Here is a 24,454-nt window from a genome sequence, read left to right on the forward strand (position 1 = left end):
GGTGACCACCGCGGGGGAGAAGCCGGCGAAGAAGCGGCTCATCGGCGGGCCGGGGATGCTGCTCGTCTGGTTCTACGGCGTGATGGTCGTCGGTGCGGTATCGCGCTCCGCTTACCAGATCGCCACCGACTTCGGGCGGGCGCCGCTAGCGTACTCGCTGTCGGCGGTGGCGGGTGTGGTGTACGGGTTCATCACGTACACGCTGGTGCGCGGCGGCGAGACCGCCCGCAGGGCGGCACAGGTATGCTGCGCCGCCGAGCTCGCGGGTGTGCTGGTCGTCGGTACCTGGACCCTGGTCGAGCCGTCGGCCTTCCACGACGCGACCGTCTGGTCCGACTTCGGCATGGGGTACGTCTTCATTCCCGTGCTGCTGCCGCTCTCCGCCCTGTACTGGCTGCGGAAGTCGCGCGCCGTCACGCGGTAGCCGCGTACGTCCCCGCCGGCTTCTCCAGGACGATCATGGGTACGCCGTCCTCGCCCTTCGACGTGCCCACCGTCTGGTAGCCGACCCGGCGGTACAGCCGGAGGTTGCTCTCGCTGCGGTGGCCGGTGTGCAGGCGGAACCTGGTGGCGCCGCGCTCCTGCACCAGGGCCTCCTCCGCCGCACGCAGCAGACGGGCGCCGATGCCGTGGCCCTGCAGGCGCGGGTGGACGCAGAGCCTGCCGATGGAGGCCGCGCCGTCCTCGGTGACCCGGCCGCGTACCGAGCCGACCACCTCCTCGCCGAGCCGCGCTACGTAGACGCAGTCGGAGGCGACTTCCTGGCGGAGCGAGTCGAGGCTCTGGACGAGCGGGGCGATGCGGTAGTTGCCGTACAGCGCAGCCTCGCTCTGGAAGCACAGGTACTGGAGCCTGAAGATCTGCTCTGCATCCTGCTCGGTCGCCACCGAGATGGTCACGCTCATGCCCATGTGCGCACGCCTCCCGCTCACCTGATCACCGGTCGTCCCCCACTCCTATCCCCGCACTTCACGGGCCGCAACCTCCTGCGTCAGCAATCGCCGCAGACATCCCAGACATCTGGAACGTTCCGGTCCAAGACTGCCCTGTGAGATACCCAACTCCCCCGCGATCTCCCGGTAGGTGAGGTCCTGCGGCGACAGCAATGCCTCCATCAGCCGGGGGCAGCGTCCGGGCAGCCGGCGCACCGCGTCGCGCAGGGCACGGCGCCGGGCGGCCGCGAGGGCCAACTGCTCCGGGTCGCGGCCGCCGTCGGCGGGCTCGGTGCCGTAGGGCCGCTCGAGACGGGACGTACGACGGCTGCGGCGCGCCTCGGCGCGGACGGCCTTGCGCAGCCAGCCCTGCGGGTCGAGCGGCGGGCCGTCGGACTCCAGCCGCTCCAGCAGGCGGAGCCAGACCGCCTGCTCCAGGTCACCCGGTTCGGTTCCGGTGGCATACGCCTCCGCGGAGGCCTCCGCGGTGAGGAGTGGGCGCAGTACGGCAACCAGGTCGTGCGTCATATGCAGAGCGACGCGGCCGCCCCGGGACAGGTTGCCCGGGCGGCCGTCAGTCCGCTCGAACGGGGGGGGGCGGGGGGTCAGCGGTTGACGAAGTCCGCGCGGGCGAGCACGCCCGTGTCCGCGTTGTCCGTGAACACGCCGTCGATACCGGTCGCGAAGTACGCCTTGAACGCCCCGAAGACGTCACCGTAGGCGTCCGCGGCCGTGCCCTTGCGGAACTCGGCCGGCAGGAAGGGGTTCTCGTTGCGCATGGTGTACGGGTGCAGGACCAGGCCCACCGCGTGGGCGTCCTTGACCAGGGTGGTCGGCGTGGTGAGGCGGCCGTTCGCGTCCTTGGGGACGACCAGGTCGAGGGTCGGGCCGATGCCCTGCGCGTAACCGGCGATCTCCCTCAGGCCCTTCGGCGTGACGAGGTCGGCGACCGTGCGCGGGTCGCCCGCCTCGACGAAGTCCCAGGGGCGGCTGTCCGCCGTGGAGAGCAGGACGACCAGGGGGTTGTCGACCAGCGTGTTCAGACGCTGGATGCTGCTCGGCTCGAAGGACTGCAGGATGACCGGCGAGTTCCGCTTGTCCTTGCCGTACTTGCGCAGCAGATTGGCGACCCGCTCCTCCAGGCCGAGGCCCAGCTTGCGGAAGTAGGTGGGGTGCTTGGTCTCCGGGTAGATCCACACCTGCCTGCCCCGCTTGCGGGTCTGCTCGTCCTGCCACCTCAGGACCTCTTCGAAGGTCGGGATCTCCCAGCGGCCGTTGTAGAGGGTGTTGTGCGGGCGGTTGGCCGGGATGCGCTCGACGGCCCGCAGCGTCTTCAGCTCGGCGAGCGTGAAGTCCTCGGTGAACCAGCCGGTGGTGGAGACCCCGTCGAGGACCTTGGTGGTCCTGCGGCCGGCGAACTCCGGGTGGTCGGCGACGTCGGTGGTGCCCCCGATCTCCGGCTCGTGCCGGCAGACCAGGTGACCGTCCTTGGTGGGCACGAGGTCGCCCGCCTCGACGACGTCGGCGCCCAGGTCGAGGGCCAGCTGGTACGAGCCGAAGGTGTGCTCGGGCCGGTAGCCGCTGGCGCCCCGGTGGCCGATGACCGTCGGTACGGGCAGGCTCTTCAGCCCCCCGCCTCCGTGCCCGGCCGCCGCCTTCGCCTCGGCGGCTCCCGCCGCGCCGGGCAGCCCGAGGACCACTCCGCCCGCACCGAGCACCGCGGCGCCGAGCAGTGCCCGCCGTCCGGTCCCGTGCGCCTGTCCGTTCGCGTCCCGTTCGTTCGAGTCACGGGTTTCCATGAGGGCCCTCCTGCCGTCCGCCGGTTGGTGCGCGCCGATGGTAGGTGCGCGGACATGACCTGAGGGAGACCCTGGTCCGAACAGGTGGGTGACGCCAGACGGCGTATGCGGGGCAAGATGTGACGATCCGTCGGCTTCATTGCGGGTACCTCGGGTACGCGGCACATCGAGGCCTCGAGCGAGGTCCGTCACATCGTCGCGCCGGCGTTACGGGCGACCGTCGAGGCGGTGCCGCAGGTAAACCCGCGTCAACAGTGCGTAAGACATCGATGAACCGGACGCACCCGATGTGCGCTTCGCGGGGAGCCGCGAGTATCGTCCTCACCTGCACAGACACATACCGGCCCCTTTGGCATCGGAGGACCCGTTGTCCCGCTTCGCGCTCATCAAGGCAGTGCTCGGACCGATCATGCGCCTGATGTTCCGCCCACAGGTGGAGGGCGCGGAGAACATCCCGGGCGACGGTCCGGTCATCCTGGCCGGCAACCACCTCACGTTCATCGACTCGATCGTGCTGCCGCTGGTCACCAAGCGGCAGGTGTTCTTCATCGGCAAGGACGAGTACGTCACCGGCAAGGGCTTCAAGGGCCGGCTGATGGCGTGGTTCTTCACCGGCGTCGGCATGATCCCGGTGGACCGGGACGGCGCGAGCGGGGGCGTGGCGGCGCTGATGACCGGGCGGCGGATCCTGGAGGAGGGGAACGTCTTCGGGATCTACCCCGAGGGGACGCGGTCGCCTGACGGCCGGCTCTACCGGGGCCGGACGGGCATCGCCCGCCTCACGCTCATGACGGGCGCGCCGGTGGTGCCGTTCGCGATGATCGGTACGGACAAGTTGCAGCCGGGGGGCCGGGGTATCCCCCGGCCGGGGCGGGTCACCGTTCGGTTCGGTGAGGCGATGGAGTTCTCCCGGTACGAGGGGATGGACCGGGACCGGTACGTGCTGCGGGCGGTGACCGACTCCGTGATGGCCGAGGTCATGCGGCTGTCGGGCCAGGAGTACGTGGACATGTACGCCACCAAGGCCAAGGCCGCCTAGCCAGGACCTGTCCGGCGGATCAAGGCGCAGGCGCGGGGGTCGGCACGCCCTCCCCCACGCCCGAACCGGCTCGCGCGGGGGCACGCCCCGCTCACCCGCCCTGACCGGGCATCGTCGGTTCCCTGCGCCACGATCCGCCGGACAGACCCTGGTCGCCGTGAGGGCCTTCGAGCTTCTGGCCCTTCAGCAGGAACCACGCCCCCGCCGCCGTCGCCAGCAGGACCGCCGCGCCCGCGCCCGACGCGAGGTGCAGGCCGTGGACGAAGGACTCGCGGGCCGCGCCGAGGAGGGCCTCGGAGGTGGGGGCGGGCAGAGTCGTTGCCGTCTCCACCGCCGCGCCCAGTGATTCGTGTGCCTCTTCCGGGGTACCGGCCGGGCCCGTGAAGCCGCGGTACGCGGCCGTCACGATCGAGCCCAGCAGGGCGATGCCGAGGGCCGCGCCCAGTTCGTACGCCGTCTCGGAGACCGCCGAGGCGGCGCCCGCCTCTTCCTTGGGTACGCCGGAGAGAATCACGTCGGCGGTGACCGTGAAGGAGAAGCCCGCGCCGACGCCGACGACCAGGAGGGCGGCGCCGAGGACCGGGTAGCCGGTCGACCGGCTCAGTGTCGTCAGTACGGCCAGGGCGAGGCCCACGGCCGCGAGGCCGCCGGAGACCACGGCCCGGACCGAGAAGCGCCGGGCCGCCCGGCCCGCGACCAGGCCGGCCGCCACCGCGCCGACGGCGGCGGGCAGTTCGGCCAGCCCCGCCTCGAACGGGCGCCTGCCCTGTACGAGTTGCAAGTACTGGGAGAGGAAGAACACCAGCCCGGACAGACCGAGCACGGTGAGCAGGTCGGCCAGGACCGCTCCGCTGAAGCCCCGGTTGCGGAACAGGCGCATGTCCAGCAGCGGGGTGGGGAGCGTGAGCTGGCGGTGTACGAACCCCCAGAGGGCCACCGCGCCCAGCAGGCCCGCGGCGAGTGTCGCACCGGTGAAGCCGTGGGTGGCGGCCTCCTTCACCGCGTACACGAGGGCGATCATGCCGACCAGGGACAGGACGACGCCGGCCAGGTCCCACGGGCCGGGGCTGGGGTTGCGGGACTCCGGGAGCAGCCGGACGCCGACCAGGACCAGGACCGCCATCACGGGCAGGTTGATCAGGAAGACCGAGCCCCACCAGAAGTGCCCGAGGAGGAAGCCTCCGGTGATGGGGCCGACGGCCGTGCCGGCGGAGGCGGTGGCACCCCAGATGCCCACGGCGAGGCTGCGCTCGCGCGGGTCGTGGAAGAGGTTGCGGATCAGGGCGAGCGTGGCGGGCATCAGGGTGGCGCCCGCGACGCCGAGCAGCGCCCGCGCCAGGATCATCAGCTCCGGTGTCGTGGCGTATGCGTTCAGGACGGATATCGCGCCGAACGCGGTCGCGCCGCCGAGCAGGATCCGCTTGCGGCCGATGCGGTCGCCGAGGCTGCCCATGGAGACGAGCAGACCGGCGATGACGAAGGAGTAGACGTCACCGATCCACAGCAGCTGGGTGCCGGTCGGCTTCAGGTCCTTGCTGATGTAGGGGGTCGCCAGGCCGAGGACGGTCGCGTCGACGGCCACCAGCAGCACGGCCAGGACGAGGACGGAGAGTGCGAGCCAGCGGCCCGGGCGCTTCTCCGCCTCCCACGTCACGTGCGCCGGCTGCAGGGTGCTGGTCATGATTCCTTCCTTCGCGGTGTGTCTCGTCGCAGTGCACCGCCGAGCAGCAGCTCGACGATCATGTGCTGGAAGTCCTTCGGAGCTCCCTTGCCGCTCTGCACGACCCAGGCACCGGAGGCCAGCAGGCCGAACAGCGCCTCGGTGAGCCAGGCGGGCGTGAGGTCGATGCGGAACTCGCCGTCGTCCTGACCGCGCCGGAACAGGGCGCAGATACGGGCGTCGATGCCCGTCCAGCCCTCGTTCTGCTCCTCGCCCTCGAACAACTGGTTCTCGGTGTAGAGGAAGGCGAGCAGCCCCGCGGCCGGCTCCAGCTCCCGCACCAGACGCCGTACCGCGTCGCTCGCGGACCCCTCCTCCAGGCGAGCGGCGTCGAGCGCGTTCTCGCACTCCGCGATACCGAGCGACTCCAGGGCCCGGACGAGAGCGTCCCGCCCGGCGAAGTGCCGGTGCAGCGTGGCCCGGCTGATCCCGGCCGACTTGGCGACCTCGTCCATGGTCGCCGTGGATTTGCGGGTCAGCAGGGCCGCGGCGCTGCGCAGTACGTGGTCACGATCGACAGCCATGAGACAACCATAGCCCATACGAGACATGTATGTCTCATGCCAGGCGTACGTGTCCCCAGTCCGGTCGCTGTCGGGGTGTGATCAGTGCCAGGGCAGCTGCCCGCGCCGCTCCCAGTACGCCTGCGGCTCCTCGACCAGCGTGGCGAGGCGGGTGAGCTGGTCCTCGTCGAGGTCCACGACGGCGGCGTGCAGGTTGGAGGCGAGCTGGTTCAGGGTGGCCGCGCCGGAGAGGACGACCCCGGCCCAGGGCTGGCGGAGGATCAGCGCCAGGGCGACCGCGTCGCAGCCCAGGCCGGTCTCCGCGGCCACAGCCTTCAGCGCCTGGGGCGCGTGCGGCTCGGCGAGGCGGCCGTTGGCCATGCCCTCCTTGACGATCACAGTGAGCCCGGCGTCGTGCGCCTCGGCGAGCGCGGGAGCGGCGGAGGTCTCCAGCATGTTGTACGTCGACTGGACGGTACGGAAGAGAGGCTCGCCGTCGACGGTCACGGCGAGGGCGGCGCGGACGGCGTCGGCCTGTGCGGGGCCGCTGGTGGAGAAGCCGATGGTCAGGCCCTGCGCGGCGGCCTCGGCGAGCCCGGCGTGCAGTTCCTTGTCGGTGAGGGCGGGGCTGTCCGGGGTCACCGAATGGATCTGGTAGAGGTCGAGCCGGTCGCCGAGCAGCTCGGCGGTCTCGGCGCGCTGCCGCTCGTAGGTGGCGAGGCTGTGGTCCTTGACCTCGTGCCGCTCGGCGTCGGTGGACCAGTCCGCGGTGTAGGTGTAGCCCCACTTGCTGCCGACCACGACGTCGTCGATGTCCGGACGGGCGCCGAGCCAGTCGGCGAGGAACTCCTCGGAGCGGCCGTAGGAGCGGGCGACGTCGAAGTAGCGGACGCCCTGGGCGTATGCGGCGTCAAGGAGGTCATGGGTCCGCGTACGCAGAGCGTCCACGGTGCGCTCGGCCGGGAGGTCAGCCTCCCGGCCGAGGTTGATGTAGCCCGGACGCCCCACGGCGGCCAGCCCTAGTCCGATGTGCACGGTGGGCGTCGTCGCGGTGGCCAGACGACTGAACGGCATGGCGGGCTCCCTGCACGATGGGCGGACCAGGAATCCGCACCAATGTACCGGCGCCCCTCCGGTTCAGCCCGCGCTGACGCAGCGTGGCTCGAAGGCCGGGTCGGCAGGGCCGTTCCGCTTCAGGGCATTGAGCACCCACTGTTCGACCAGTGTCGACTTGGGCGCCTGGTCGTGCTCGGTGGTGTCGAGCGGACAGCGGTCCTGGAGCAGCACGTTGGTCACATAGGAGGCCCGGCCGCTGAGGAAGGCACTGGTGTACGGGACCACGACCTCGTCGTGACGCGTGGTGATCACCGTGTAGTCGGGGCCGACCGGGGTCTCCGGGTCGGAGTTGAGTTTCGCCAGGAAGTCCGAACCGGCCGTCTGGTCGGCACAGGAGGGGCAGACCGTGGCGCCGGCCGCCAGGGCGAGGGGGGTGGTGGTGCCGTGGTTGGACGGCACGATGCCGACGAGGTCGTCGACCTTGGTCGCGCCGCCGAGGAACTTGACGTAGTAGCGGGGCATCATGCCGCCCTGGCTGTGGCCCACGATGTCGGCCTTCTTGGCGCCGGTCGCGCCGAGCACGGCGTTCACGAAGTCGCGCAGCTCGGCCGCCGAGTCCGGGACGGGAGCGGTCTCGAGACCGCCGTAGTCGAACGAGAAGACGCAGTATCCGGCGTTCACGAGGGCGGGCGAGAGGGTCAGCCAGTTCTCGTAGGAGGTCTTGAAGGTGCCGTTGACCAGCACCACCGGCTGCGGGTGTGCCGAGTCCGCCTTGCAGGACCAGTCGTTGGCGCCGGGTGGCGGAATGTCGGCGGTGTCCGCGCTCGCGGGGGCCGTGAGGCCGAAGGTGCACAGCGCCGCGGTCGCCGCGACGGCGAGGAGGCGGGCGGTTCGTCTTCCACTTCTGGCGCGCATGAGGTCCCTTTCCTGCACGATCCCGGCCGACCGGTGTTCGGCATTGCCGACCAGTAAGCGGAATGGTTACCTCCGAGTAAGTCCCACGTCAAGGTTTCGGACAGTGGCTGGTTCTCATCCCTCGCCCGGGCCGGTGCCAACACGAAGGGCCCGGACGCGACTTGAGTTCTAGTGGTCGTCGCAACACCCCAGCTCAGGGGATGCGATGGACTTCGAGGTCCGGGCCCTTGCGGGAGGAGCCGTTGGGCGGCCATCTCACCGATGGCCCCGCTCCGTGACGTCTAGGCCTTCTTGACCGTGGCCCACGCGTGCTGCGCCGCCACGTCCGCCTTGACCTCCCTCAGCTGGACGGCGACCGCGCTGGGTGCCGTGCCGCCGCGGCCGCTCCGCGAGGCGAGGGCGCCGGGGACGTTGAGGACCGAACGGACCTCGGGGGTGAGATGGGCGCTGATCTTGGCGAACTGCTCGTCCGTCAGGCCGTCCAGCTCCTTGCCCTCGGCCTCGGCGACCTTCACGCACTCGCCGGCCACCTCGTGCGCGACGCGGAACGGCACGCCCTGCTTGACCAGCCATTCGGCGATGTCGGTGGCGAGGGAGAAGCCGGCCGGGGCCAGTTCCTCCATGCGCTCCCGGTTGACCGTGAGCGTGGCGATCATGCCGGTGAAGGCGGGGAGCAGCACCTCCAGCTGGTCACAGGAGTCGAACACCGGCTCCTTGTCCTCCTGGAGGTCGCGGTTGTAGGCGAGGGGCAGGGCCTTGAGGGTCGCCAGCAGGCCCGTGAGGTTGCCGATCAGGCGGCCCGACTTGCCGCGTGCCAGCTCGGCGATGTCCGGGTTCTTCTTCTGCGGCATGATCGACGAGCCCGTGGAGAACGCGTCGTGCAGGGTCACGAAGGAGAACTCCTTCGTGTTCCAGATGATGATCTCCTCGGCGATCCGGGAGAGGTTCACGCCGATCATCGCGGTGATGAAGGCGAACTCGGCGACGAAGTCCCGGGATGCGGTTCCGTCGATGGAGTTGCCGACGCTGCCGTGCTCGAAGCCGAGGTCCTTCGCCACCGCCTCCGGGTCCAGGCCCAGGGAGGAGCCCGCCAGGGCGCCCGAGCCGTACGGCGACACGGCCGTCCGCTCGTCCCACTGGCGCAGCCGCTCGGCGTCCCGGGACAGGGACTGAACGTGCGCGAGGACGTGGTGGGCGAAGAGGACGGGCTGGGCGTGCTGGAGGTGGGTGCGGCCGGGCATGGCCACGTCCGGGTGGGCCTCCGCGAGGCCGATCAGCGCGTCCTGGAGGTCGGCGATCAGGCCGCCGATGATCCGGGCGTGGTCGCGCAGGTACATCCGGAAGAGGGTGGCGACCTGGTCGTTGCGGGAGCGGCCCGCGCGCAGCTTGCCGCCGAGGTCGGGGCCGAGGCGCTCCAGCAGACCGCGTTCCAGGGCGGTGTGGACGTCCTCGTCGGCGATGGTGCCGACGAAGGAGCCGTCGGCGACGTCCGCCTCCAGCTGGTCCAGTCCGGCCAGCATGCGCTGCAGCTCGTCCTGCGTGAGCAGCCCTGCCTTGTGCAGCACGCGCGCGTGGGCGCGGGAGCCCGCGATGTCGTAGGGCGCGAGCCGCCAGTCGAAGTGGACGGACGCGGACAGCTTCGCCAGGGCCTCGGCGGGACCGTCGGCGAAACGGCCGCCCCAGAGCCGTACGTCACCGCTGTTGCTGCTCACTTGCGTCACTCCTAGAGAGATACGAATGTGCCGCCGCCTCCTCACTCGGCGCAAGTGAGGAGGCGGTTGTCAGGCCGGTGCGGGTGAGGTGTCCCGGGGTGCTTACGCGAGGTCGCGCTTGGCCGCGATCTTCGACGACAGGCTGTAGATGTCGATGAAGCCCTTGGCCGCCGCCTGGTCGAACGTGTCGCCGGTGTCGTAGGTGGCGAGGTTGAAGTCGTACAGCGACGACTCGGACCGGCGGCCCGTGACGACCGCGCGGCCGCCGTGCAGGGTCATCCGGATGTCGCCGGAGACGTGCTGGTTGGCCTCGTTGATGAAGCCGTCCAGGGCGCGCTTGAGCGGGGAGAACCACTGACCGTCGTAGACCAGTTCGCCCCAGCGCTGCTCGACCTGCCGCTTGTAGCGGGCGAGTTCACGCTCGACGGTGACGTTCTCCAGTTCCTGGTGCGCGGTGATCAGGGCGATCGCGCCGGGAGCCTCGTACACCTCGCGGGACTTGATGCCGACGAGGCGGTCCTCGACCATGTCGATCCGGCCGATGCCCTGGGCGCCGGCGCGCTCGTTCAGCTGCTGGATGGCCTGCAGGACGGTGACGGGCTTGCCGTCGATGGCGACCGGGACGCCCTCCTTGAAGGTGATGATCACCTCGTCGGCCTCGCGGGGCTCGGCCGGATTGGAGGTGTACTCGTAGATGTCCTCGATCGGGGCGTTCCAGATGTCCTCCAGGAACCCCGTCTCGACCGCGCGCCCGAAGACGTTCTGGTCGATGGAGTACGGGGACTTCTTGGTGGTGGCGATCGGGAGCTGCTTCTCCTCGCAGAAGGCGATCGCCTTGTCCCGGGTCATCGCGTAGTCGCGGACCGGGGCGATGCACTTGAGGTCGGGGGCGAGGGCGACGATGCCGGCCTCGAAACGGACCTGGTCGTTGCCCTTGCCGGTGCAGCCGTGGGCGACCGTGGTGGCGCCGTGCTTCTTGGCGGCGGCGACCAGGTGCTTGACGATCGTCGGCCGGGACAGGGCGGAGACCAGCGGGTAGCGGTCCATGTAGAGCGCGTTGGCCTTGATCGCCGGCAGGCAGTACTCGTCGGCGAACTCGTCCCTGGCGTCAGCGACCTCGGCCTCGACGGCACCGCAGGCGAGCGCGCGCTTGCGGATGACATCCAGGTCCTCGCCGCCCTGGCCGACGTCGACCGCAACGGCGATGACCTCGGCGCCCGTCTCCTCGGCGATCCAGCCGATGGCGACGGAGGTGTCCAGACCGCCTGAGTAGGCGAGTACGACGCGCTCGGTCACGGGTTTCTCCTCACAGTGCATTCGCTGACATGCATGAGTATGCAGCACTCTGCATGATTCGTCAATCTCGAGGGAGTCGCCGGGCGCGTCGAGCCGATGAAATCGCTTTCCCGTACTGACCACCGAACGCCGGCACCGCGGTCATCGGCGGCGCTGCCGCCGTGGTGCTGTCCGGCGCGGTGATCGCCGGCTCCGCGCTCGCCGGGGAGACCTCCGGGCGCAACAGCGGCTCAAGGAAAAGCGCGTCTCCATCATCGACCGGATCACGATCGCCACCGGCCGCACCTCGGCCAAGCCGACCGGCCTCGGCCCCCTCGCCGCCTGCACGCTCACCGAGTGACGTGACAGGCAGCCGTGGCCGCCCCGAGCGAGCGCCGGCCGGGGTGGCCCCGGTGGCACCGCGTATTCCTTAGACAGGCGAAGGGAATACCCCGAATAATCCTTGGTCATGGGAAAGACCTATGAGCGCATAGACGGCAGGCTCCGCACGTTCATCGAGGAACAACCCCTCTTCTTCACCGCGACCGCCCCCCTCTCCGGCGACGGCACGGTCAGCCTCTCCCCCAAGGGCCTCAAGGGCTCCTTCGCGGTACTCGACGAGCACACGGTCGCGTACCTCGACTTCGCCGGGTCCAACGCGGAGACCATCGCCCATCTGCGGGAGAACGGCCGGATCACCCTGATGTGGTGCGCCTTCCAGGGCCCGCCGAACATCGTGCGGGTGCACGGCCGGGGCGAGCCGGTCTTCCGCGACGACCCCCGCTTCGGAGAACTGCTCACCCACTTCCCGGGCATCGACCCGACCCCGCACGGCCTGCGCGCGATCATCGTCGTCCACGCCGAACTGGCCCGGGACACCTGCGGATACGCGGTGCCCTTCATGTCGTACGACGCGGACCGCGACCTGCACGGAAAGCGCTTCGCGCGCGAGGACGACGCCTCGCTGAACGAGTACTTCCGGAAGAAGGACCACGTGGCCACCAGCCTGGACGGACTACCCGGGCTGCCGTTGCCGCTGCCTCCCTCTAGCCTCTGAGGCATGCGCCCCGGTGCCGTCGCCCTCGCGTCCGTGTCCGCCCTCCTGCTCGGCGCCGCGCCCGGCGGATGCCCGCCCCCGCTTCCCGCCCGGATGGCGGACACCGGGGGCGGCACCCAGCTGATCACGGCTCAGGCGCCGCGTGCCGACGCGACTTCCGGGACGGTCGCCTGGTGGGACCTGCGGGGCGGGCGGTGGGTGCGGTCCGGGTCGGCCCCCGCCCGCTTCGGCGCGAACGGGCTCGTCGAGGGCGCCGCCCGGAAACAGAACACGAACACGACACCGACCGGGCTGTACGACCTGCCGTTCGCCTTCGGCATCCAGCCGGCGCCGGGCCGGACCAGGGTGTCCTACCGCCCGGTCCACGCGGACTCCTGGTGGTGCCAGGACAACGGCTCCCGCGCCTACAACCGCTGGACCGAGCCACTGCCCGCCGACTGCCGTGCCGCCGAGTCCGAGCACCTGATCTCCTACGAGGACCAGTACGCGTACGCGCTCGTCATCGGCTTCAACTACGCGCGTCCGGTGCCCGGTCGGGGCGCTGGGATCTTCCTGCACGTCAACGGGCGTGGTGCGACGGCGGGTTGTGTGTCGGTGCCGGAGGACGCGATGCGGCGGATCCTCACCTGGGCGGACCCGGCGAAGAAACCGCACATCGCCATGGGGACGGTGAGCGGGGCCACGGCGATCACTCGGTACTGACGTCGCCGGCGTCGGCCCGGGGCAGCCGCACCGTGAACGTCGTCGCCCCCGGCCGGCTCTCCAGGCCCACGCTCCCCCGTGCGCCTCCACCACCGCCGCCACGATCGCCGGTCCCAGCCCCGCTCCCCCGCCGGAGGCCTCCGTACGCCGGCGGTGTTCGGCTCGGGTGAAGCGTTGGAAACGGGGGCTCGGGGAGTTCCAGGGTCCAGCGGTGCCCGGGGCCGGCCGCGCGGGCGTCGGTGACGGCGTCCGGGACGAGGTGGGTGAGGTCGACGGAGCGGCGTTCGAGGGGCGGCCGGCGTCGAGGCGGGCGAGGAGGAGCAGGTCGTCGGCCATCTCGCCCATGCGGGAGGACTGGGCGGCGATGTGTCCCAGGCCCGGGTGACCTCCGGCGGCACCGGCCCGGCGTGCAGCAGGGCGAGTTCGGCGTGGCCGCGCACCGAGGCAACCGGGGTCCGCAGTTCGTGGCCGGCGCCGGCGCGAAGCCGCGCAGCCGCTCCTCGCTGGCGTGCCGCTCGGTGAGCGCGTCCTCGACGTGGCCCAGCATGCGGTTGAAGGCGGCGGCCACCCGGCCCACCTCGCCGCGCGGGTCGGACTCGGGGGCGCGCGGCGGCAGGGCCACCTCCCCGATGGCGAGAGGGAGTTCGCTGACGGGGCGGCGGTCGCCGCGACCCGGCTCAACGGGCGTGGCGACCAGCGCACCCACAGGGCGCCGATGACCCGCGCGACCAGGAGATCAACAGCTACGCCGTCCCGCAGTTGCGGCGCGAGGCGCTGGCCGCGCAGAGCGCCGGCATCGACACCGTCTCGGGAGCCACCTGCACCAGCGACGGCTACCGCCAGTCCCTCCAGTCCGCACGGGACTCGGCGGGCTTCTGAACACTCGGCTGTCGCGGCACGTATCTGTGGGCCAAGGGTCAAGTCCCCACGGAGGAACCGTGACCACCACGCTCGCAGGCGGACGTGCCGCCCGCCGCCAGACGATGCGCCGCATCCGTCCGCGCCGCTCCCCGGCCGTCCCGCTGCTGCTCGCCGTGTGGGCGGGCGCGGCGGGCGTGCTGTGGCTGTGGTGGCACAACACGCCGTCCATCGCCGACGACAACAGCAAGATCCTCAACGCCGGCCGGATCACCGGCCTGCTCGCCGGGTACCTGATGGCCCTGGTCGTCCTCCAGATGGCCCGGGTGCCCGCGCTGGAGCGCCGGGTGGGATCCGACCGGGTGGCCCGCTGGCACGCGATGAGCGGCCGGTACACGCTCTGCCTCGTCTTCGCCCACGTCTTCCTCACCATGTGGGGCTACGCGCTCCAGGCCGGCAAGTCGCTCGGCGACATCGTCCAGCAGACCATCGACTCCATCAACCAGCTCCCCGACATGGGCAAGGCGGCCATCGGCACCGGTCTGCTGGTGGTCATCGGGCTGACCTCGATCGGCGGGATCCGCCGCAGGCTGCCGTACGACACCTGGTACCACGTGCACCTGTTCACGTACGCCGCGGTGTTCCTGACGTTCTGGCACCAGATCACCACCGGCAACGACTTCGCTCTCGAACCCACCGCCAAGACCTTCTGGTACGGCCTGTACGGCGCGGTGACGTCGCTGCTGATCTGGTACCGCATCCTCACCCCGATCCGGCTGAACCTCCGTCACCGCATGCGTGTCGAGGCGGTCGTCGAGGAGACCCCGGGCATCGTGTCGGTGCTGATCGGCGGCCGGAAGCTGCACCGGATGGGCGCGGAGGCCGGGCAGTTCTTCCGGTGGCGCTTCCTGGCGCCCGGCATGCGGTTCAGCTCCCACCCGTACTCGCTGTCGGCGGCGCCCCGCCCCGACATGCTGCGGATCACGGTGAAGGCGATCGGCGACCACAGCGCCCGGCTGCGCGAACTGACGCCCGGCACCCGGGTGTGGGCGGAGGGCCCGTACGGCGCCTTGACCGCCCAGCGCCGCAGCCGCGGCAAGGTTCTGCTGGTCGCGGGCGGTGTCGGTATCACTCCGATGCGGGCCCTGTTCGAGACCCTGCCGGGAGCGGCCGGGGACATCACCCTGCTCTACCGCGCCAACACCACCCAGGACCTGGCGCTGTGGGACGAGCTGGCCACGATCGCCAAGGAGCGGGGCGCCCGGCTGATGTACGCGGTCAACAGCCCGGAGGGCGAGCGGCCGGACATCTCCGCGGAGAACCTCCAGCGGAAGGTCCCGGACATCGATCGCCACGACGTCTTCATGTGCGGCCCGCCCGGGTTCGCGCAGCAGGTGTACGAAGCACTGCGCGGCGCGGGGGTCCCCGCCCGCCGCATCCATCACGAGTCGTTCGAGATGTGAGCGACGGGAATCGCCGGGAACTCACGGAAATCAGGAGCTCAGGAACGATGAGGAAGAGCCACCCCATTCGGCGTGTCGTGCTGGCCACCGCGGCCACCGTGTCCGGCGTCGTGCTGCTGCTGTCGCTGAAGCCGGCCTCGGATCCGGCCTCGGCGTCGGCGGCCGGCGCGGCCGCGCAGCAGACCGCGCCGGCACAGGAGTCGCCGCAGGGCGGCGCGGCGGCGGCCGGGACCAGCACCGTCACCGGTGACGTGGCCCAGACCCAGTACGGCCCGGTCCAGGTCCGCCTCACCGTCGCGGACGGCAAGGTCACCAAGGCGGAGGCGGTGCAGGCGCCCAAGGGCGGCACCAGCGACCAGAAGACCGCGCTGTCCGTGCCCAAGCTCAACCAGGAGGCCGTGGCCGCGCAGAGCGCGCAGATCGACTCGGTGACCGGGGCGACGTACACCAGCACCGGGTACAAGAGGTCCCTGCAGTCGGCGCTGGACAAGGTGAAGGCGGCGTCCTCGCGGAGCGGCGGCGGATCGTCGTCCTCCGGCGGTGCCGCCCAGGCGAGCCGTACGCTCACCGGCCAGGTCGCCCAGACCCAGTACGGGCCGGTCCAGGTCCGGATCACCGTCGCGGACGGCAAGATCACCAAGGCGGAGGCGGTGCAGGCGCCCAAGGGCGGCACCAGCGACCAGAAGACCGCGCTGTCCGTGCCCAAGCTCAACCAGGAGGCCGTGGCGGCCGGGAACGCGAACATCGACTCCGTGTCCGGAGCGACCTACACCAGCACCGGGTACAAACAGTCCCTCCAGTCCGCGCTGGACCAGGCCGGTGGCTGACACGGTGACGGACTCGGCGGAGGCTCCCGCCGCGGTGCGGCACGCGGAGGAGGTCATGGGGACGGTCTTCTCCTTCGACGTCCGCGGCGGGGAACCCCGTGCCGTGCGCACGGCCCTCGACGAGGCGGTCGCCGGCCTGCACCGGATCGACGAGGTGTTCAGCACCTACCGCGAGGACAGCCAGGTGTGCCGGCTCGTGCGGGGCGAGGTGACCGTGGCCGACTGCGATCCCGAGGTCGCCGAGGTGCTCGAACTGGGCGCCGAGGCGGAGCGGGTGAGCGGCGGCTGGTTCAGCATGACCTACGCGGGCCGGCTCGACCCGACCGGGATCGTGAAGGGCTGGGCCGCCGAGCGGGCGGCGCGGATGATCGCGGCGGCCGGGGCGAGCGGCGTCAGTGTCAACGGCGGCGGCGACGTCCAGATGTTCGGCGTGCCCGAGCCGCAGCGGCCCTGGCGGATCGGCGTGTCGGATCCGCTGCGGCCGGGCGGGCTCGCCGCGGTGATCTCCGCGGCCGGCGTGGACGAGCTCGCGGTGGCCACCTCCGGCACGGCCGAGCGCGGCGCGCACATCGTGGACCCGCGGACCGGGAAGTCGGCGGTCACGGACCTGGTGGCGGTCACCGTGGTCGGGCCTCGGCTGACGTGGGCGGACTGCTGGGCCACGGCCGCTTTCGCGATGGGGTCGCGGGAGGGGCTGGCGTGGCTGGAGTCGCTGCCGGGCGTGGAGGCGTTGCTGATCACGGCGGGGAACGAGGTGCGGTGTACCGGCGGGTTGGCGGCGCGGTTGGGGTGAGCGGCGGTTCCCGGTCACCGGGGTTTGCTGCTCGGGGAGATGTCGCTCGCCGCGCCGGCGTGGTGCCGCTGCGCCCAACCGTGCCGCCCTGGGGTGCCCCAGGCCCTCAAGGCGCTGGGTGGGGCACGACCGACCGCAGCTGCGCAGGCTGAGCGGGCGGCGACTGCACCCAGCCGAAGAGGCGCGTGGAACGGCGCGACCAGCCACGTACCACCGGCAGCCGGTGCACCACGGCCCTCACCGCCCTCAGTGGCCGTTCTGAGCCAACCGCAGCAGGTGATCCGCCAGCGCCTGCCCTCCAGCCGGATCCCTGCTGATCAGCAGCAGCGTGTCGTCACCCGCGATCGTCCCGAGGATGTCGTGCAGCTCGGCCTGGTCGATCGCCGAGGCGAGGAACTGGGCCGCACCGGGCGGGGTGCGAAGGACCACGAGATTCGCCGAAGCCTCCGCGGAGATCAGCAGCTCCTGGGACAGCCGCCGCATCCGCTCCTCCTTCGCCGACTCCCCCAGCGGAGCGCGAGGCGTACGGAAACCCCCCTCGCTCGGCACCGCGTAGATCAGGTCGCCGTCGGTGTTGCGGATCTTCACCGCGTTCAGCTCGTCGAGGTCCCGGGAGAGCGTCGCCTGCGTGACGCTCAGCCCGTCGTCGGCGAGCAGCTTCGCCAACTGGCTCTGTGAGCGCACCGGTTGCCGGTTGAGGATGTCCACGATCCGGCGGTGGCGGGCGGTGCGGGTCTGCGGTACGGCAGGCCCCCCGGGCTGTTCGTGGTCCTGCGCCTGACTCATGGTCGTCTCATTCTCCGGATCGTCCGTCCCCGTCGACTGCGCCGAGGATGCCGGGCAGTGCCCGGAGAAGGGCGTCCGCCTCGTCGTCGCCGAGGTTCAGCGGCGGCATCAGCCGGACGACGTCGGGGGCGGGCGCGTTCACCAGGAAACCGGCCTCCTGAGCCGCCTGCTGCAATTGGGGCGCGAGCGGCTCGGTGAGCACGATACCCAGGAGGAGGCCCGCACCCCGGACATAATCGATCAACGAGTGGCCGAGGCCTTCGATTCCGTCCCGCAACTTCTCGCTCTGCCGCTTGACGTTCTCCAGCAACCCCTCGTTCGCGATGGTGTCGAGAACGGCGAGTCCGGCGGCGCAGGCGACCGGGTTGCCCCCGAAGGTCGTCCCGTGCTGGCCCGGCTGGAGCAGTTCGGCGGCGCGGCCGAAGGCGACGGTCGCGCCGAGCGGCAGGCCGCCCCCGAGTCCCTTCGCCAGCGTGACGACGTCCGGCAGCACGCCCTCGTGGGCCTGGTACTCGAACCAGTTCCCGGTACGCCCGATGCCGGTCTGTACCTCGTCCAGCACCAGCAGCGACCCGGTGGCGGCGGTGATCGCGCGGGCCGCCTTCAGGTATCCGGCGGGCGGCACCACGACCCCGTTCTCGCCCTGGATGGGCTCGATGACGACGAGCGCGGTCTCCTCGGTGACCGCGGCGGCCAGCGCCTGCGCGTCGCCGTACGGCACGTGGGTGACGTCGCCGGGCAGCGGCAGGAAGGGCTCCTGCTTGCCGGGCTGGCCGGTGAGCGCGAGGGCGCCCATCGTCCGGCCGTGGAAGCCGCCCTGGGTGGCGACCATGCGGGTGCGGCCGGTCAGCCGGCCGATCTTGAAGGCGCCCTCATTGGCCTCGGCACCGGAGTTGCAGAAGAAGACCTTGCCGTCCCGGCCGAAGAGCTGCAGCAGCCGTTCGGCGAGGGCGACGGGCGGTTCGGCGATGAAGAGGTTGGAGACGTGACCGAGGGAGGCGATCTGCCTGCTCACGGCCTCGACGACGGCCGGATGCGCGTGACCGAGGGCGTTGACGGCGATGCCGCCGACGAAGTCGACGTACTCCTTGCCGTCGGCGTCCCACAGCTTCGCGCCCTCGCCGCGCACGAGGGGCAGCCGTGGGGTGCCGTAGTTGTTCATGAGCGCCCCCTGCCACCGCGCGGTCAGTTCCTCGTTGCTCATGACTCCCCCTCTTGCTCGTCGGGCACGACCATCGTGCCGATGCCCTCGTCGGTGAAGATCTCCAGCAGGATCGAGTGCTGGACCCGGCCGTCGATGACGCGGGCGGTGGTGACGCCGTTGCGCACGGCGTGCAGGCAGCCCTCCATCTTCGGCACCATGCCGGAGGACAACTCCGGCAGCAGCTTCTCCAGTTGGGAGGCGGTGAGGCGGCTGATCACCTCGTCGCTGTGGGGCCAGTCCTCGTAGAGGCCCTCGACGTCCGTGAGGACCATGAGGGTTTCGGCGTCCAGTGCCGCAGCGAGTGCCGCAGCCGCCGTATCAGCATTGACGTTGTAGACATGTCCGTCGTCCTGACTGCGGGCGATGGAGGAGACGACCGGGATGCGGCCGTCGGCGAGCAGGGCCTCGATCGCGCCCGTGTCGATCGCGGTGATCTCGCCCACCCGCCCGATGTCGACCAACTCGCCGTCGATCTCCGGCTGGTGCTTGGTGGCCGTGATGGTGTGCGCGTCCTCGCCGGTGAGGCCGACGGCGAGTGGCCCGTGCTGGTTGAGCAGCCCGACCAGCTCCCGCTGGACCTGTCCGGCGAGCACCATGCGTACGACGTCCATGGCGTCCTCGGTGGTGACGCGCAGGCCGGCCTTGAACTCGCTGACGATGCCGTGCCGGTCGAGGGCGGCGCTGATCTGCGGGCCGCCGCCGTGCACGACGACGGGCTTGAGGCCGGCGTGGTGCAGGAACACGACATCCTGCGCGAACGCGGCCTTCAGCTCCTCGTCGACCATGGCGTTGCCGCCGAACTTGATGACGACGGTCTTGCCGTTGTGGCGGACCAGCCAGGGCAGCGCCTCGATGAGGATCTGCGCCTTGGGCAGTGCGGTGTGCTTACGAGTAGTGCTCATGACGAGTACGCGCTGTTCTCGTGGACGTAGTCGGCGGTGAGGTCGTTGGTCCAGATGGTCGCGGTCTCGGCGCCGGCGGCGAGGTCGGCGACGATGTGCACCTCGCGGTAGCGCATGTCGACGAGCTCGCGGTCCTCGCCCACCGAACCGTTCTTGCACACCCAGACGCCGTTGATGGCGACGCCCAGCCGGTCGGGTTCGAAGGCGGCGGACGTCGTGCCGATCGCGGAGAGCACGCGGCCCCAGTTGGGGTCCTCGCCGTGGATGGCGCACTTGAGGAGGTTGTTGCGGGCGATGGAGCGGCCCACCTCCACGGCGTCCTCCTCGGTCGCGGCGTTGATCACCTCGACCCTGATGTCCTTGCTGGCGCCCTCGGCGTCGCCGATGAGCTGCCGGCCGAGGTCGGCGCAGACGGTCCGCACGGCGTCGGCGAACTCGTCGTACTCCGGGGCGATCCCGGAGGCGCCCGAGGCGAGCAGCAGCACGGTGTCGTTGGTCGACATGCAACCGTCGGAGTCCACCCGGTCAAAGGTGACCTTGGTGGCGGCGCGCAGCGCCTTGTCCAGCGTCTCGTTGCCGAGGTCGGCGTCGGTGGTGAGGACGACCAGCATGGTGGCGAGACCGGGGGCGAGCATGCCGGCGCCCTTGGCCATGCCGCCGACGGTCCAGCCGTCCCTGGTCACGACGGACGTCTTGTGGACGGTGTCGGTGGTCTTGATGGCGATGGCGGCCTTCTCCCCGCCGTGCTCGGAGAGCTGCGCGGCGGCCGTCTCCACGCCGGGGAGCAGCTTGTCCATGGGCAGCAGCACACCGATGAGGCCGGTGGAGCACACCGCGACCTCGATGGCGCCCCGGCCGAGCACGTCGGCGGCCTTCTCGGCGGTGGCGTGGGTGTCCTGGAAGCCCTTCGGGCCCGTACAGGCGTTGGCGCCGCCGGAGTTGAGGACGACAGCGGACACCTGGCCGCTCTTGAGCACCTGCTCGGACCACAGCACCGGCGCGGCCTTGACGCGGTTGGAGGTGAAGACGCCCGCGGCGGCTCGGCGCGGCCCGGTGTTGACCACGAGGGCCAGGTCCGGGTTGCCGTTCTCCTTGATCCCGGCGGCGATGCCCGCCGCCTGGAATCCCTTGGCTGCCGTGACGCTCACGGTGCGACTCCGATCGTGGAAAGTGCCGTGGTCTCGTCGAGACCCAGGGCGAGGTTCATGCTCTGGACGGCACCGCCCGCGGTGCCCTTGGTCAGGTTGTCGATGGCGCTGATCGCGATGATGCGCCCCGCGGCCTCGTCGTGGGCGACCTGCACCTGAACGGCGTTGGAACCGTGGACGGACGCGGTGGCGGGCCACTGTCCCTCGGGGAGGAGGTGGACGAAGGGCTCGTCGGCGAAGGCCTTCTCGTAGGCGGTCCGCACGGACTCGGCGGTGACCCCGTCCCGCGCCTTGGCGCTGCAGGTGGCGAGGATCCCGCGCGGCATCGGCGCGAGCGTGGGGGTGAAGGAGACGGTGACCCGCTCCCCGGCCGCCGCGCTGAGGTTCTGGATCATCTCGGGGGTGTGCCGGTGACCGCCGCCGACGCCGTACGGCGACATGGAGCCCATGACCTCGCTGCCCAGCAGGTGCGGCTTGGGCGTCTTGCCTGCGCCGGAGGTGCCGGAGGCGGCGACGATCACGGCCTCGTTCTCGGCGAGCCCCGCGGCGTACGCCGGGAACAGCGCGAGGGAGACGGCGGTCGGGAAGCAGCCGGGTACCGCGATGCGCTTGGACCCCTCCAGCGCGGCGCGGCCACCCGGCAGTTCGGGGAGGCCGTAGGGCCAGGTTCCGGCGTGCGGGGAGCCGTAGAACCGCTCCCAGTCGGCCGGGTCCTTCAGCCGGAAGTCGGCGCCCATGTCGACCACGAGCACATCCGGTCCGAGCTGCTCGGCGACGGCGGCGGACTGCCCGTGCGGCAGGGCGAGGAAGACGACGTCGTGCCCGGCGAGGGCCTCTGGGGTGGTCTGCGCCAGCACACGGCCGGCCAGTGGCAGCAGGTGCGGCTGGAGCGCGCCGAGCCGCTGGCCGGCGTTGGAGTTGCCGGTCAGGGCACCGATCTCGACCTCGGGGTGCGCGAGGAGCAGCCGCAGGACCTCTCCGCCCGCGTATCCGCTCGCTCCGGCCACCGCCGCACGTACCGTCATGTCGCCCTCCTCTGGATGGCATGACTATACGTTTCGCTGCACGTTTATGCAATCCATGCAGACGGGCCGCGATCACCGGGGTTGCGACTTTTGGGGGGTAGATGACACCGCGGTGGCGGCCTGAGCTGGGCCCCCGGTCGAGTCCACTCGCACTGCTTGACACCGGAAGGTCGTTCTCTGTTGCCATCCGCGCCTGTTTTCGCGTGGCGGGCGGACCTCAGCTCTTGACGGCCTCTGCGATCCGCAGGGCGGTCTGGGCGGGCGTGAGGTGCGTGGTGTCGACGACCTCGGCCTCCCCGTGCAGCCACGTGCGGGCCGCCTCGGCGTAGGGCTCGAGGTATGCGAGACGGAATGGGGAGGGGCCAAGAAGAGTGTCCCCCTCGATGCGCCCCCGGAGGGTGTCTTGGTCGGCGTGGAGAACGAAGTGCCGTACCGGAATGGCGTATTGGGCGAGTCCCGTGCTGATCTCGCGCCAGTACTCCTCGACCAGGACGGTCATGGGCATCACCAGAGTGCCGCCCGTGTAGTCGAGTACGCGGCGGGCGGTCTCGACTACGAGCTGCCGCCACGGCGGCCAGTGCTGGAAGTTGTCCGTCCTGGGCAGGCCGGGCGTGATGTCCATGAGTGTCTCGCCGACCTTCTCGGCGTCGAACACCCGTGAATCCGGGATCAGCCGCTGCACGAGTGCACTGGTCGTCGTCTTGCCTGCGCCGTGAGTGCCGTTGAGCCATACGATCATGGGACCCAACGCTAGTGCTGTGCTCAGAGATCCGCCGCGTCGATCCAGCAGACCGTCGCCACCCGGTCCGGCCCCGTCTCCACGGCCTCCGCGGCCAGCGGGGTCCGGTCCCGGCGATCGGCGACGTCTCGGGCCAGGAGCGGTCGCGGTCGACGTCCCGGTCGATGCCCTGTCCCCTGCTGTGGCGGCGGCCGCCGTCGGGCAGCGCCTCCCATAGCTGGAAGCAGAGCACCGCCTGCGCATGGTCGGCGAGGGCGCCGATCACCTCGGCCAGGTGTCCGGTCGGCCGGACAGCGTCCAGCGTCCCGCCCGACCGTCTGAGCGAGGCGGACCGCGGCGGCAGGACGGGCTCGCGGGCACCCAGCTCCGTGAGCGCCCAGCGCAGCCCCTCGCCCTCGCTGTCGCCGGATGCCTCCCCGCGCCGCCGGAAAGCGTCGCAGGCCTGCCGCAGCCGGGGCACGGCACGCCGGACACGGACGACCGGACTGCCGCTGTCCAGCAACCGGACGAGGTCGACGCCCTGGTCGACGGTGTCCGCGCAGCTCAGAAGTACTTCGGCGGGTGATCGCGGAGCGGGCTTGACCTGGAGCGCACTCCAGGTTCTACCGTTCTTGTCATGACCGGCGGACAGCCCTTCCCGCAGGACCGGGAGACCTCCCTGACCATCGCCCAGGTCGCCGAGCGCACCGGCCTCTCGCACGACACGCTGCGGTACTACGAAAAAGCCGGCCTGATCGAGCGGGTCGGCCGGACCACCGGCAACCAGCGCCGGTACGACGCGGCAGACCTGGCCTGGCTGGAGTTCCTGCTGCGGCTGCGCGAGACCGGCATGCCGATCGCCGACATGCAGCGCTTCGCACAGCTGCGGTCGAGGGGGGACGAGACGGTCGCCGACCGGCTGGCGGTGCTCCGGGAGCACCGCGCCGAACTGGGCGAGCGGATTCGGGCACTCAGGCGCAGTGCGGCGGCGCTGGACGACAAGATCGATCACTACGAACGGATGCTGGGCCAGGAGCCCGGGCGGCCGGGAACGGAAGACCCGACATGAGCGAGAACACCACCCGTGAAGAGCGTTTCGCCCACGGCCTGGAGGTCCTGAAGAAGGTCGACGGCGAGGCCGGTCAGCGGGTCGTCGACTCGCTCGCCGACATCAGCCCCGAGCTGGGCCACCAGATCGTGGCCTGGGCCTTCGGGGACATCTACGACCGCCCGGGGCTCGCCCCGCGCGACCGGCAGTTGGTCACCCTGGGCATGCTCACCGCGCTCGGCGGCTGCGAGGCCCAGCTGGACGTGCACGTCAACGCGGCACTCAACGTGGGCCTCACGCCCGAGCAGATCGTCGAGGCGCTGCTGCACTCGGCCGTGTACTGCGGCATACCGAAGGCGCTGAACGCGACCTTCGCCGCGAAGAAGGTCTTCGCGGAGCGCGGGCTGCTGCCGCTCGGGCAGCAGCCCGCGGACGAGGACCCGGCCACCTCTGCTTGATCCCGCCCCCGGCAGGTAGTTGCGGTTGCGGTCGTTGAGCCGGCTGGAGTCGTTCACGACCTGCGCGGTGCCGGCCACCGTCCAGGCGGTCAGCGGGGTGTACGACTCGTTGTCGTCTGCGGCGCGGTTGATGTCCTCGAAGAAGACGCCGTACACGGTGTGTCGATCTTGGCGCCCTTGGCGGACGGATCGACGGTGAACGGCAGGATAGAGAGGGGGCATGAGCGCGTCAATGGGGTGTGCGGACGTATCGTCGACGGCATGGAGGCGCTGTTGCCGTACCTGGTGCTGCTGGCCGGTCTGACCGTGGTCATGGGTTTCTTCACCTGGCTGGCACGGCTGATCCGCCGTCGCGGGTCCGCGGGGGCGGGCATGGGCGCGGCACTGGCCGCGTACGAGGAGGCCTTCCGCGCCACCAGTCACGCCTCGCACCACGAGATCCGGGCCCAGGCCGAACGCAAGGCGCCGACCGGATCCCCGGACGGATGGCGCCGCCGGCCGAAGAAGGGATGAC

26 protein-coding genes and 3 pseudogenes are annotated in these 24,454 nt (G+C 71.0%); 12 read left to right on the forward strand and 17 right to left on the reverse strand.

The window, feature by feature from the left end; all coding sequences use genetic code 11:
• The first annotated feature begins 1 nt into the window (after position 1).
• Positions 2–424, forward strand: coding sequence for a hypothetical protein (locus tag ACIBBH_RS21315; protein ID WP_399406777.1), 423 nt, complete (start codon positions 2–4; stop codon positions 422–424).
• Here ACIBBH_RS21315 and ACIBBH_RS21320 read toward each other — a convergent pair.
• The 3 genes from ACIBBH_RS21320 to ACIBBH_RS21330 form a co-directional block, all read right to left on the reverse strand.
• Positions 414–911, reverse strand: a complete 498-nt coding sequence (locus tag ACIBBH_RS21320; RefSeq protein WP_399406779.1) for a GNAT family N-acetyltransferase — start codon at positions 909–911, stop codon at positions 414–416. The two genes, ACIBBH_RS21315 and ACIBBH_RS21320, sit on opposite strands and share 11 nt — an antisense overlap.
• A 45-nt stretch (positions 912–956) precedes the next feature.
• Entirely contained in the window at positions 957–1,460 is a 504-nt protein-coding gene (locus ACIBBH_RS21325; RefSeq protein WP_399406781.1) for an RNA polymerase sigma factor, read from the reverse strand.
• Positions 1,461–1,537: 77 nt separating this feature from the next.
• Complete coding sequence (locus ACIBBH_RS21330) at positions 1,538–2,731, reverse strand: glycerophosphodiester phosphodiesterase (RefSeq protein WP_399406783.1); 1,194 nt, start codon at positions 2,729–2,731, stop codon at positions 1,538–1,540.
• A 367-nt stretch (positions 2,732–3,098) separates the two neighbouring features.
• On the opposite strand from ACIBBH_RS21330, the gene ACIBBH_RS21335 reads away from it, so the two are divergent.
• Positions 3,099–3,770, forward strand: coding sequence for a lysophospholipid acyltransferase family protein (locus tag ACIBBH_RS21335; RefSeq protein WP_399406858.1), 672 nt, complete (start codon positions 3,099–3,101; stop codon positions 3,768–3,770).
• A gap of 91 nt (positions 3,771–3,861) precedes the next feature.
• Here ACIBBH_RS21335 and ACIBBH_RS21340 read toward each other — a convergent pair whose 3' ends face one another.
• From ACIBBH_RS21340 to ACIBBH_RS21365, 6 genes are all read right to left on the reverse strand, one after another.
• Complete coding sequence (locus tag ACIBBH_RS21340; RefSeq protein ID WP_399406784.1) at positions 3,862–5,451, reverse strand: MFS transporter; 1,590 nt, start codon at positions 5,449–5,451, stop codon at positions 3,862–3,864.
• A complete protein-coding gene (locus ACIBBH_RS21345; RefSeq protein ID WP_399406786.1) occupies positions 5,448–6,014 on the reverse strand; it encodes a TetR/AcrR family transcriptional regulator in 567 nt (188 codons plus the stop codon). The genes ACIBBH_RS21340 and ACIBBH_RS21345 overlap by 4 nt, the downstream gene beginning before the upstream one ends.
• A gap of 81 nt (positions 6,015–6,095) precedes the next feature.
• Positions 6,096–7,067, reverse strand: coding sequence for an aldo/keto reductase (locus ACIBBH_RS21350; RefSeq protein ID WP_399406788.1), 972 nt, complete (start codon positions 7,065–7,067; stop codon positions 6,096–6,098).
• 63 nt (positions 7,068–7,130) lie between these two features.
• On the reverse strand, positions 7,131–7,964 hold the full coding sequence (locus ACIBBH_RS21355) for an alpha/beta fold hydrolase (RefSeq protein WP_399406790.1): 834 nt from the start codon (positions 7,962–7,964) through the stop codon (positions 7,131–7,133).
• A gap of 281 nt (positions 7,965–8,245) precedes the next feature.
• Complete coding sequence (gene argH / locus ACIBBH_RS21360; protein WP_399406792.1) at positions 8,246–9,676, reverse strand: argininosuccinate lyase; 1,431 nt, start codon at positions 9,674–9,676, stop codon at positions 8,246–8,248.
• A gap of 102 nt (positions 9,677–9,778) precedes the next feature.
• Positions 9,779–10,972: an argininosuccinate synthase gene (locus ACIBBH_RS21365; RefSeq protein ID WP_399406794.1), complete on the reverse strand. Its 1,194-nt coding sequence runs from the start codon at positions 10,970–10,972 to the stop codon at positions 9,779–9,781.
• Positions 10,973–11,420: 448 nt separating this feature from the next.
• On the opposite strand from ACIBBH_RS21365, the gene ACIBBH_RS21370 reads away from it, so the two are divergent.
• The gene (locus ACIBBH_RS21370; protein WP_399406796.1) at positions 11,421–12,008 is read left to right on the forward strand and encodes a pyridoxamine 5'-phosphate oxidase family protein; all 588 of its coding nucleotides are present in this window, start codon (positions 11,421–11,423) and stop codon (positions 12,006–12,008) included.
• Positions 12,009–12,011: 3 nt separating this feature from the next.
• Positions 12,012–12,710: a L,D-transpeptidase gene (locus ACIBBH_RS21375; RefSeq protein ID WP_399406798.1), complete on the forward strand. Its 699-nt coding sequence runs from the start codon at positions 12,012–12,014 to the stop codon at positions 12,708–12,710.
• Here the strand turns inward: ACIBBH_RS21375 and ACIBBH_RS21380 are convergent.
• Positions 12,697–13,445 (reverse strand): annotated as a pseudogene (locus ACIBBH_RS21380) (histidine kinase dimerization/phospho-acceptor domain-containing protein); the annotation flags it as partial. The gene ACIBBH_RS21375 and the pseudogene ACIBBH_RS21380 sit on opposite strands and share 14 nt — an antisense overlap.
• On the opposite strand from ACIBBH_RS21380, the pseudogene ACIBBH_RS21385 reads away from it, so the two are divergent.
• The 4 genes and pseudogenes from ACIBBH_RS21385 to ACIBBH_RS21400 form a co-directional block, all read left to right on the forward strand.
• A pseudogene (locus ACIBBH_RS21385) lies at positions 13,425–13,589 on the forward strand (FMN-binding protein); the annotation flags it as partial. The pseudogenes ACIBBH_RS21380 and ACIBBH_RS21385 overlap by 21 nt on opposite strands.
• Before the next feature lie 59 nt (positions 13,590–13,648).
• Positions 13,649–15,031: a ferric reductase-like transmembrane domain-containing protein gene (locus ACIBBH_RS21390; protein WP_399406800.1), complete on the forward strand. Its 1,383-nt coding sequence runs from the start codon at positions 13,649–13,651 to the stop codon at positions 15,029–15,031.
• A gap of 47 nt (positions 15,032–15,078) precedes the next feature.
• Entirely contained in the window at positions 15,079–15,858 is a 780-nt protein-coding gene (locus ACIBBH_RS21395) for an FMN-binding protein (RefSeq protein WP_399406802.1), read from the forward strand.
• Entirely contained in the window at positions 15,851–16,651 is an 801-nt protein-coding gene (locus tag ACIBBH_RS21400; RefSeq protein ID WP_399406804.1) for an FAD:protein FMN transferase, read from the forward strand. Before ACIBBH_RS21395 ends, ACIBBH_RS21400 begins: the two co-directional genes overlap by 8 nt.
• A gap of 246 nt (positions 16,652–16,897) precedes the next feature.
• Here the strand turns inward: ACIBBH_RS21400 and ACIBBH_RS21405 are convergent, their stop codons facing one another.
• The 6 genes from ACIBBH_RS21405 to ACIBBH_RS21430 all read right to left on the reverse strand — a co-directional run bounded on the left by ACIBBH_RS21405 (position 16,898) and on the right by ACIBBH_RS21430 (position 22,455).
• Positions 16,898–17,437: an arginine repressor gene (locus tag ACIBBH_RS21405; protein WP_399406806.1), complete on the reverse strand. Its 540-nt coding sequence runs from the start codon at positions 17,435–17,437 to the stop codon at positions 16,898–16,900.
• A 7-nt stretch (positions 17,438–17,444) separates the two neighbouring features.
• A complete protein-coding gene (locus ACIBBH_RS21410; protein ID WP_399406808.1) occupies positions 17,445–18,641 on the reverse strand; it encodes an acetylornithine transaminase in 1,197 nt (398 codons plus the stop codon).
• Positions 18,638–19,543: an acetylglutamate kinase gene (gene argB / locus ACIBBH_RS21415; RefSeq protein WP_399406810.1), complete on the reverse strand. Its 906-nt coding sequence runs from the start codon at positions 19,541–19,543 to the stop codon at positions 18,638–18,640. Before argB ends, ACIBBH_RS21410 begins: the two co-directional genes overlap by 4 nt.
• Positions 19,540–20,691 (reverse strand): bifunctional glutamate N-acetyltransferase/amino-acid acetyltransferase ArgJ, encoded by a 1,152-nt coding sequence (argJ, locus tag ACIBBH_RS21420; RefSeq protein ID WP_399406811.1) that lies wholly within the window; start codon positions 20,689–20,691, stop codon positions 19,540–19,542. The genes argB and argJ overlap by 4 nt, the downstream gene beginning before the upstream one ends.
• Entirely contained in the window at positions 20,688–21,716 is a 1,029-nt protein-coding gene (gene argC, locus ACIBBH_RS21425) for an N-acetyl-gamma-glutamyl-phosphate reductase (RefSeq protein ID WP_399406812.1), read from the reverse strand. The genes argJ and argC overlap by 4 nt, the downstream gene beginning before the upstream one ends.
• Before the next feature lie 217 nt (positions 21,717–21,933).
• Complete coding sequence (locus ACIBBH_RS21430; RefSeq protein WP_399406814.1) at positions 21,934–22,455, reverse strand: AAA family ATPase; 522 nt, start codon at positions 22,453–22,455, stop codon at positions 21,934–21,936.
• 241 nt (positions 22,456–22,696) lie between these two features.
• On the opposite strand from ACIBBH_RS21430, the gene ACIBBH_RS21435 reads away from it, so the two are divergent.
• Genes ACIBBH_RS21435 through ACIBBH_RS21445 form a run of 3 tightly spaced genes read left to right on the forward strand, consistent with a single transcriptional unit; the run spans position 22,697 to position 23,940 of the window.
• The gene (locus ACIBBH_RS21435) at positions 22,697–23,020 is read left to right on the forward strand and encodes a hypothetical protein (protein ID WP_399406816.1); all 324 of its coding nucleotides are present in this window, start codon (positions 22,697–22,699) and stop codon (positions 23,018–23,020) included.
• A 51-nt stretch (positions 23,021–23,071) separates the two neighbouring features.
• Complete coding sequence (locus ACIBBH_RS21440) at positions 23,072–23,503, forward strand: MerR family transcriptional regulator (protein ID WP_399406818.1); 432 nt, start codon at positions 23,072–23,074, stop codon at positions 23,501–23,503.
• Complete coding sequence (locus tag ACIBBH_RS21445; protein WP_399406820.1) at positions 23,500–23,940, forward strand: carboxymuconolactone decarboxylase family protein; 441 nt, start codon at positions 23,500–23,502, stop codon at positions 23,938–23,940. Before ACIBBH_RS21440 ends, ACIBBH_RS21445 begins: the two co-directional genes overlap by 4 nt.
• On the opposite strand, the pseudogene ACIBBH_RS21450 reads toward ACIBBH_RS21445, so the two are convergent.
• Positions 23,935–24,203: pseudogene (locus tag ACIBBH_RS21450) on the reverse strand (alpha-N-arabinofuranosidase); the annotation flags it as partial. The gene ACIBBH_RS21445 and the pseudogene ACIBBH_RS21450 sit on opposite strands and share 6 nt — an antisense overlap.
• Here ACIBBH_RS21450 and ACIBBH_RS21455 point away from each other — a divergent pair.
• Positions 24,202–24,453, forward strand: a complete 252-nt coding sequence (locus tag ACIBBH_RS21455) for a hypothetical protein (RefSeq protein WP_399406822.1) — start codon at positions 24,202–24,204, stop codon at positions 24,451–24,453. The pseudogene ACIBBH_RS21450 and the gene ACIBBH_RS21455 overlap by 2 nt on opposite strands.
• Position 24,454: the final 1 nt, after the last annotated feature.

This window comes from Streptomyces sp. NPDC051636 (assembly GCF_044453765.1).
Lineage (GTDB): Bacteria > Actinomycetota > Actinomycetes > Streptomycetales > Streptomycetaceae > Streptomyces.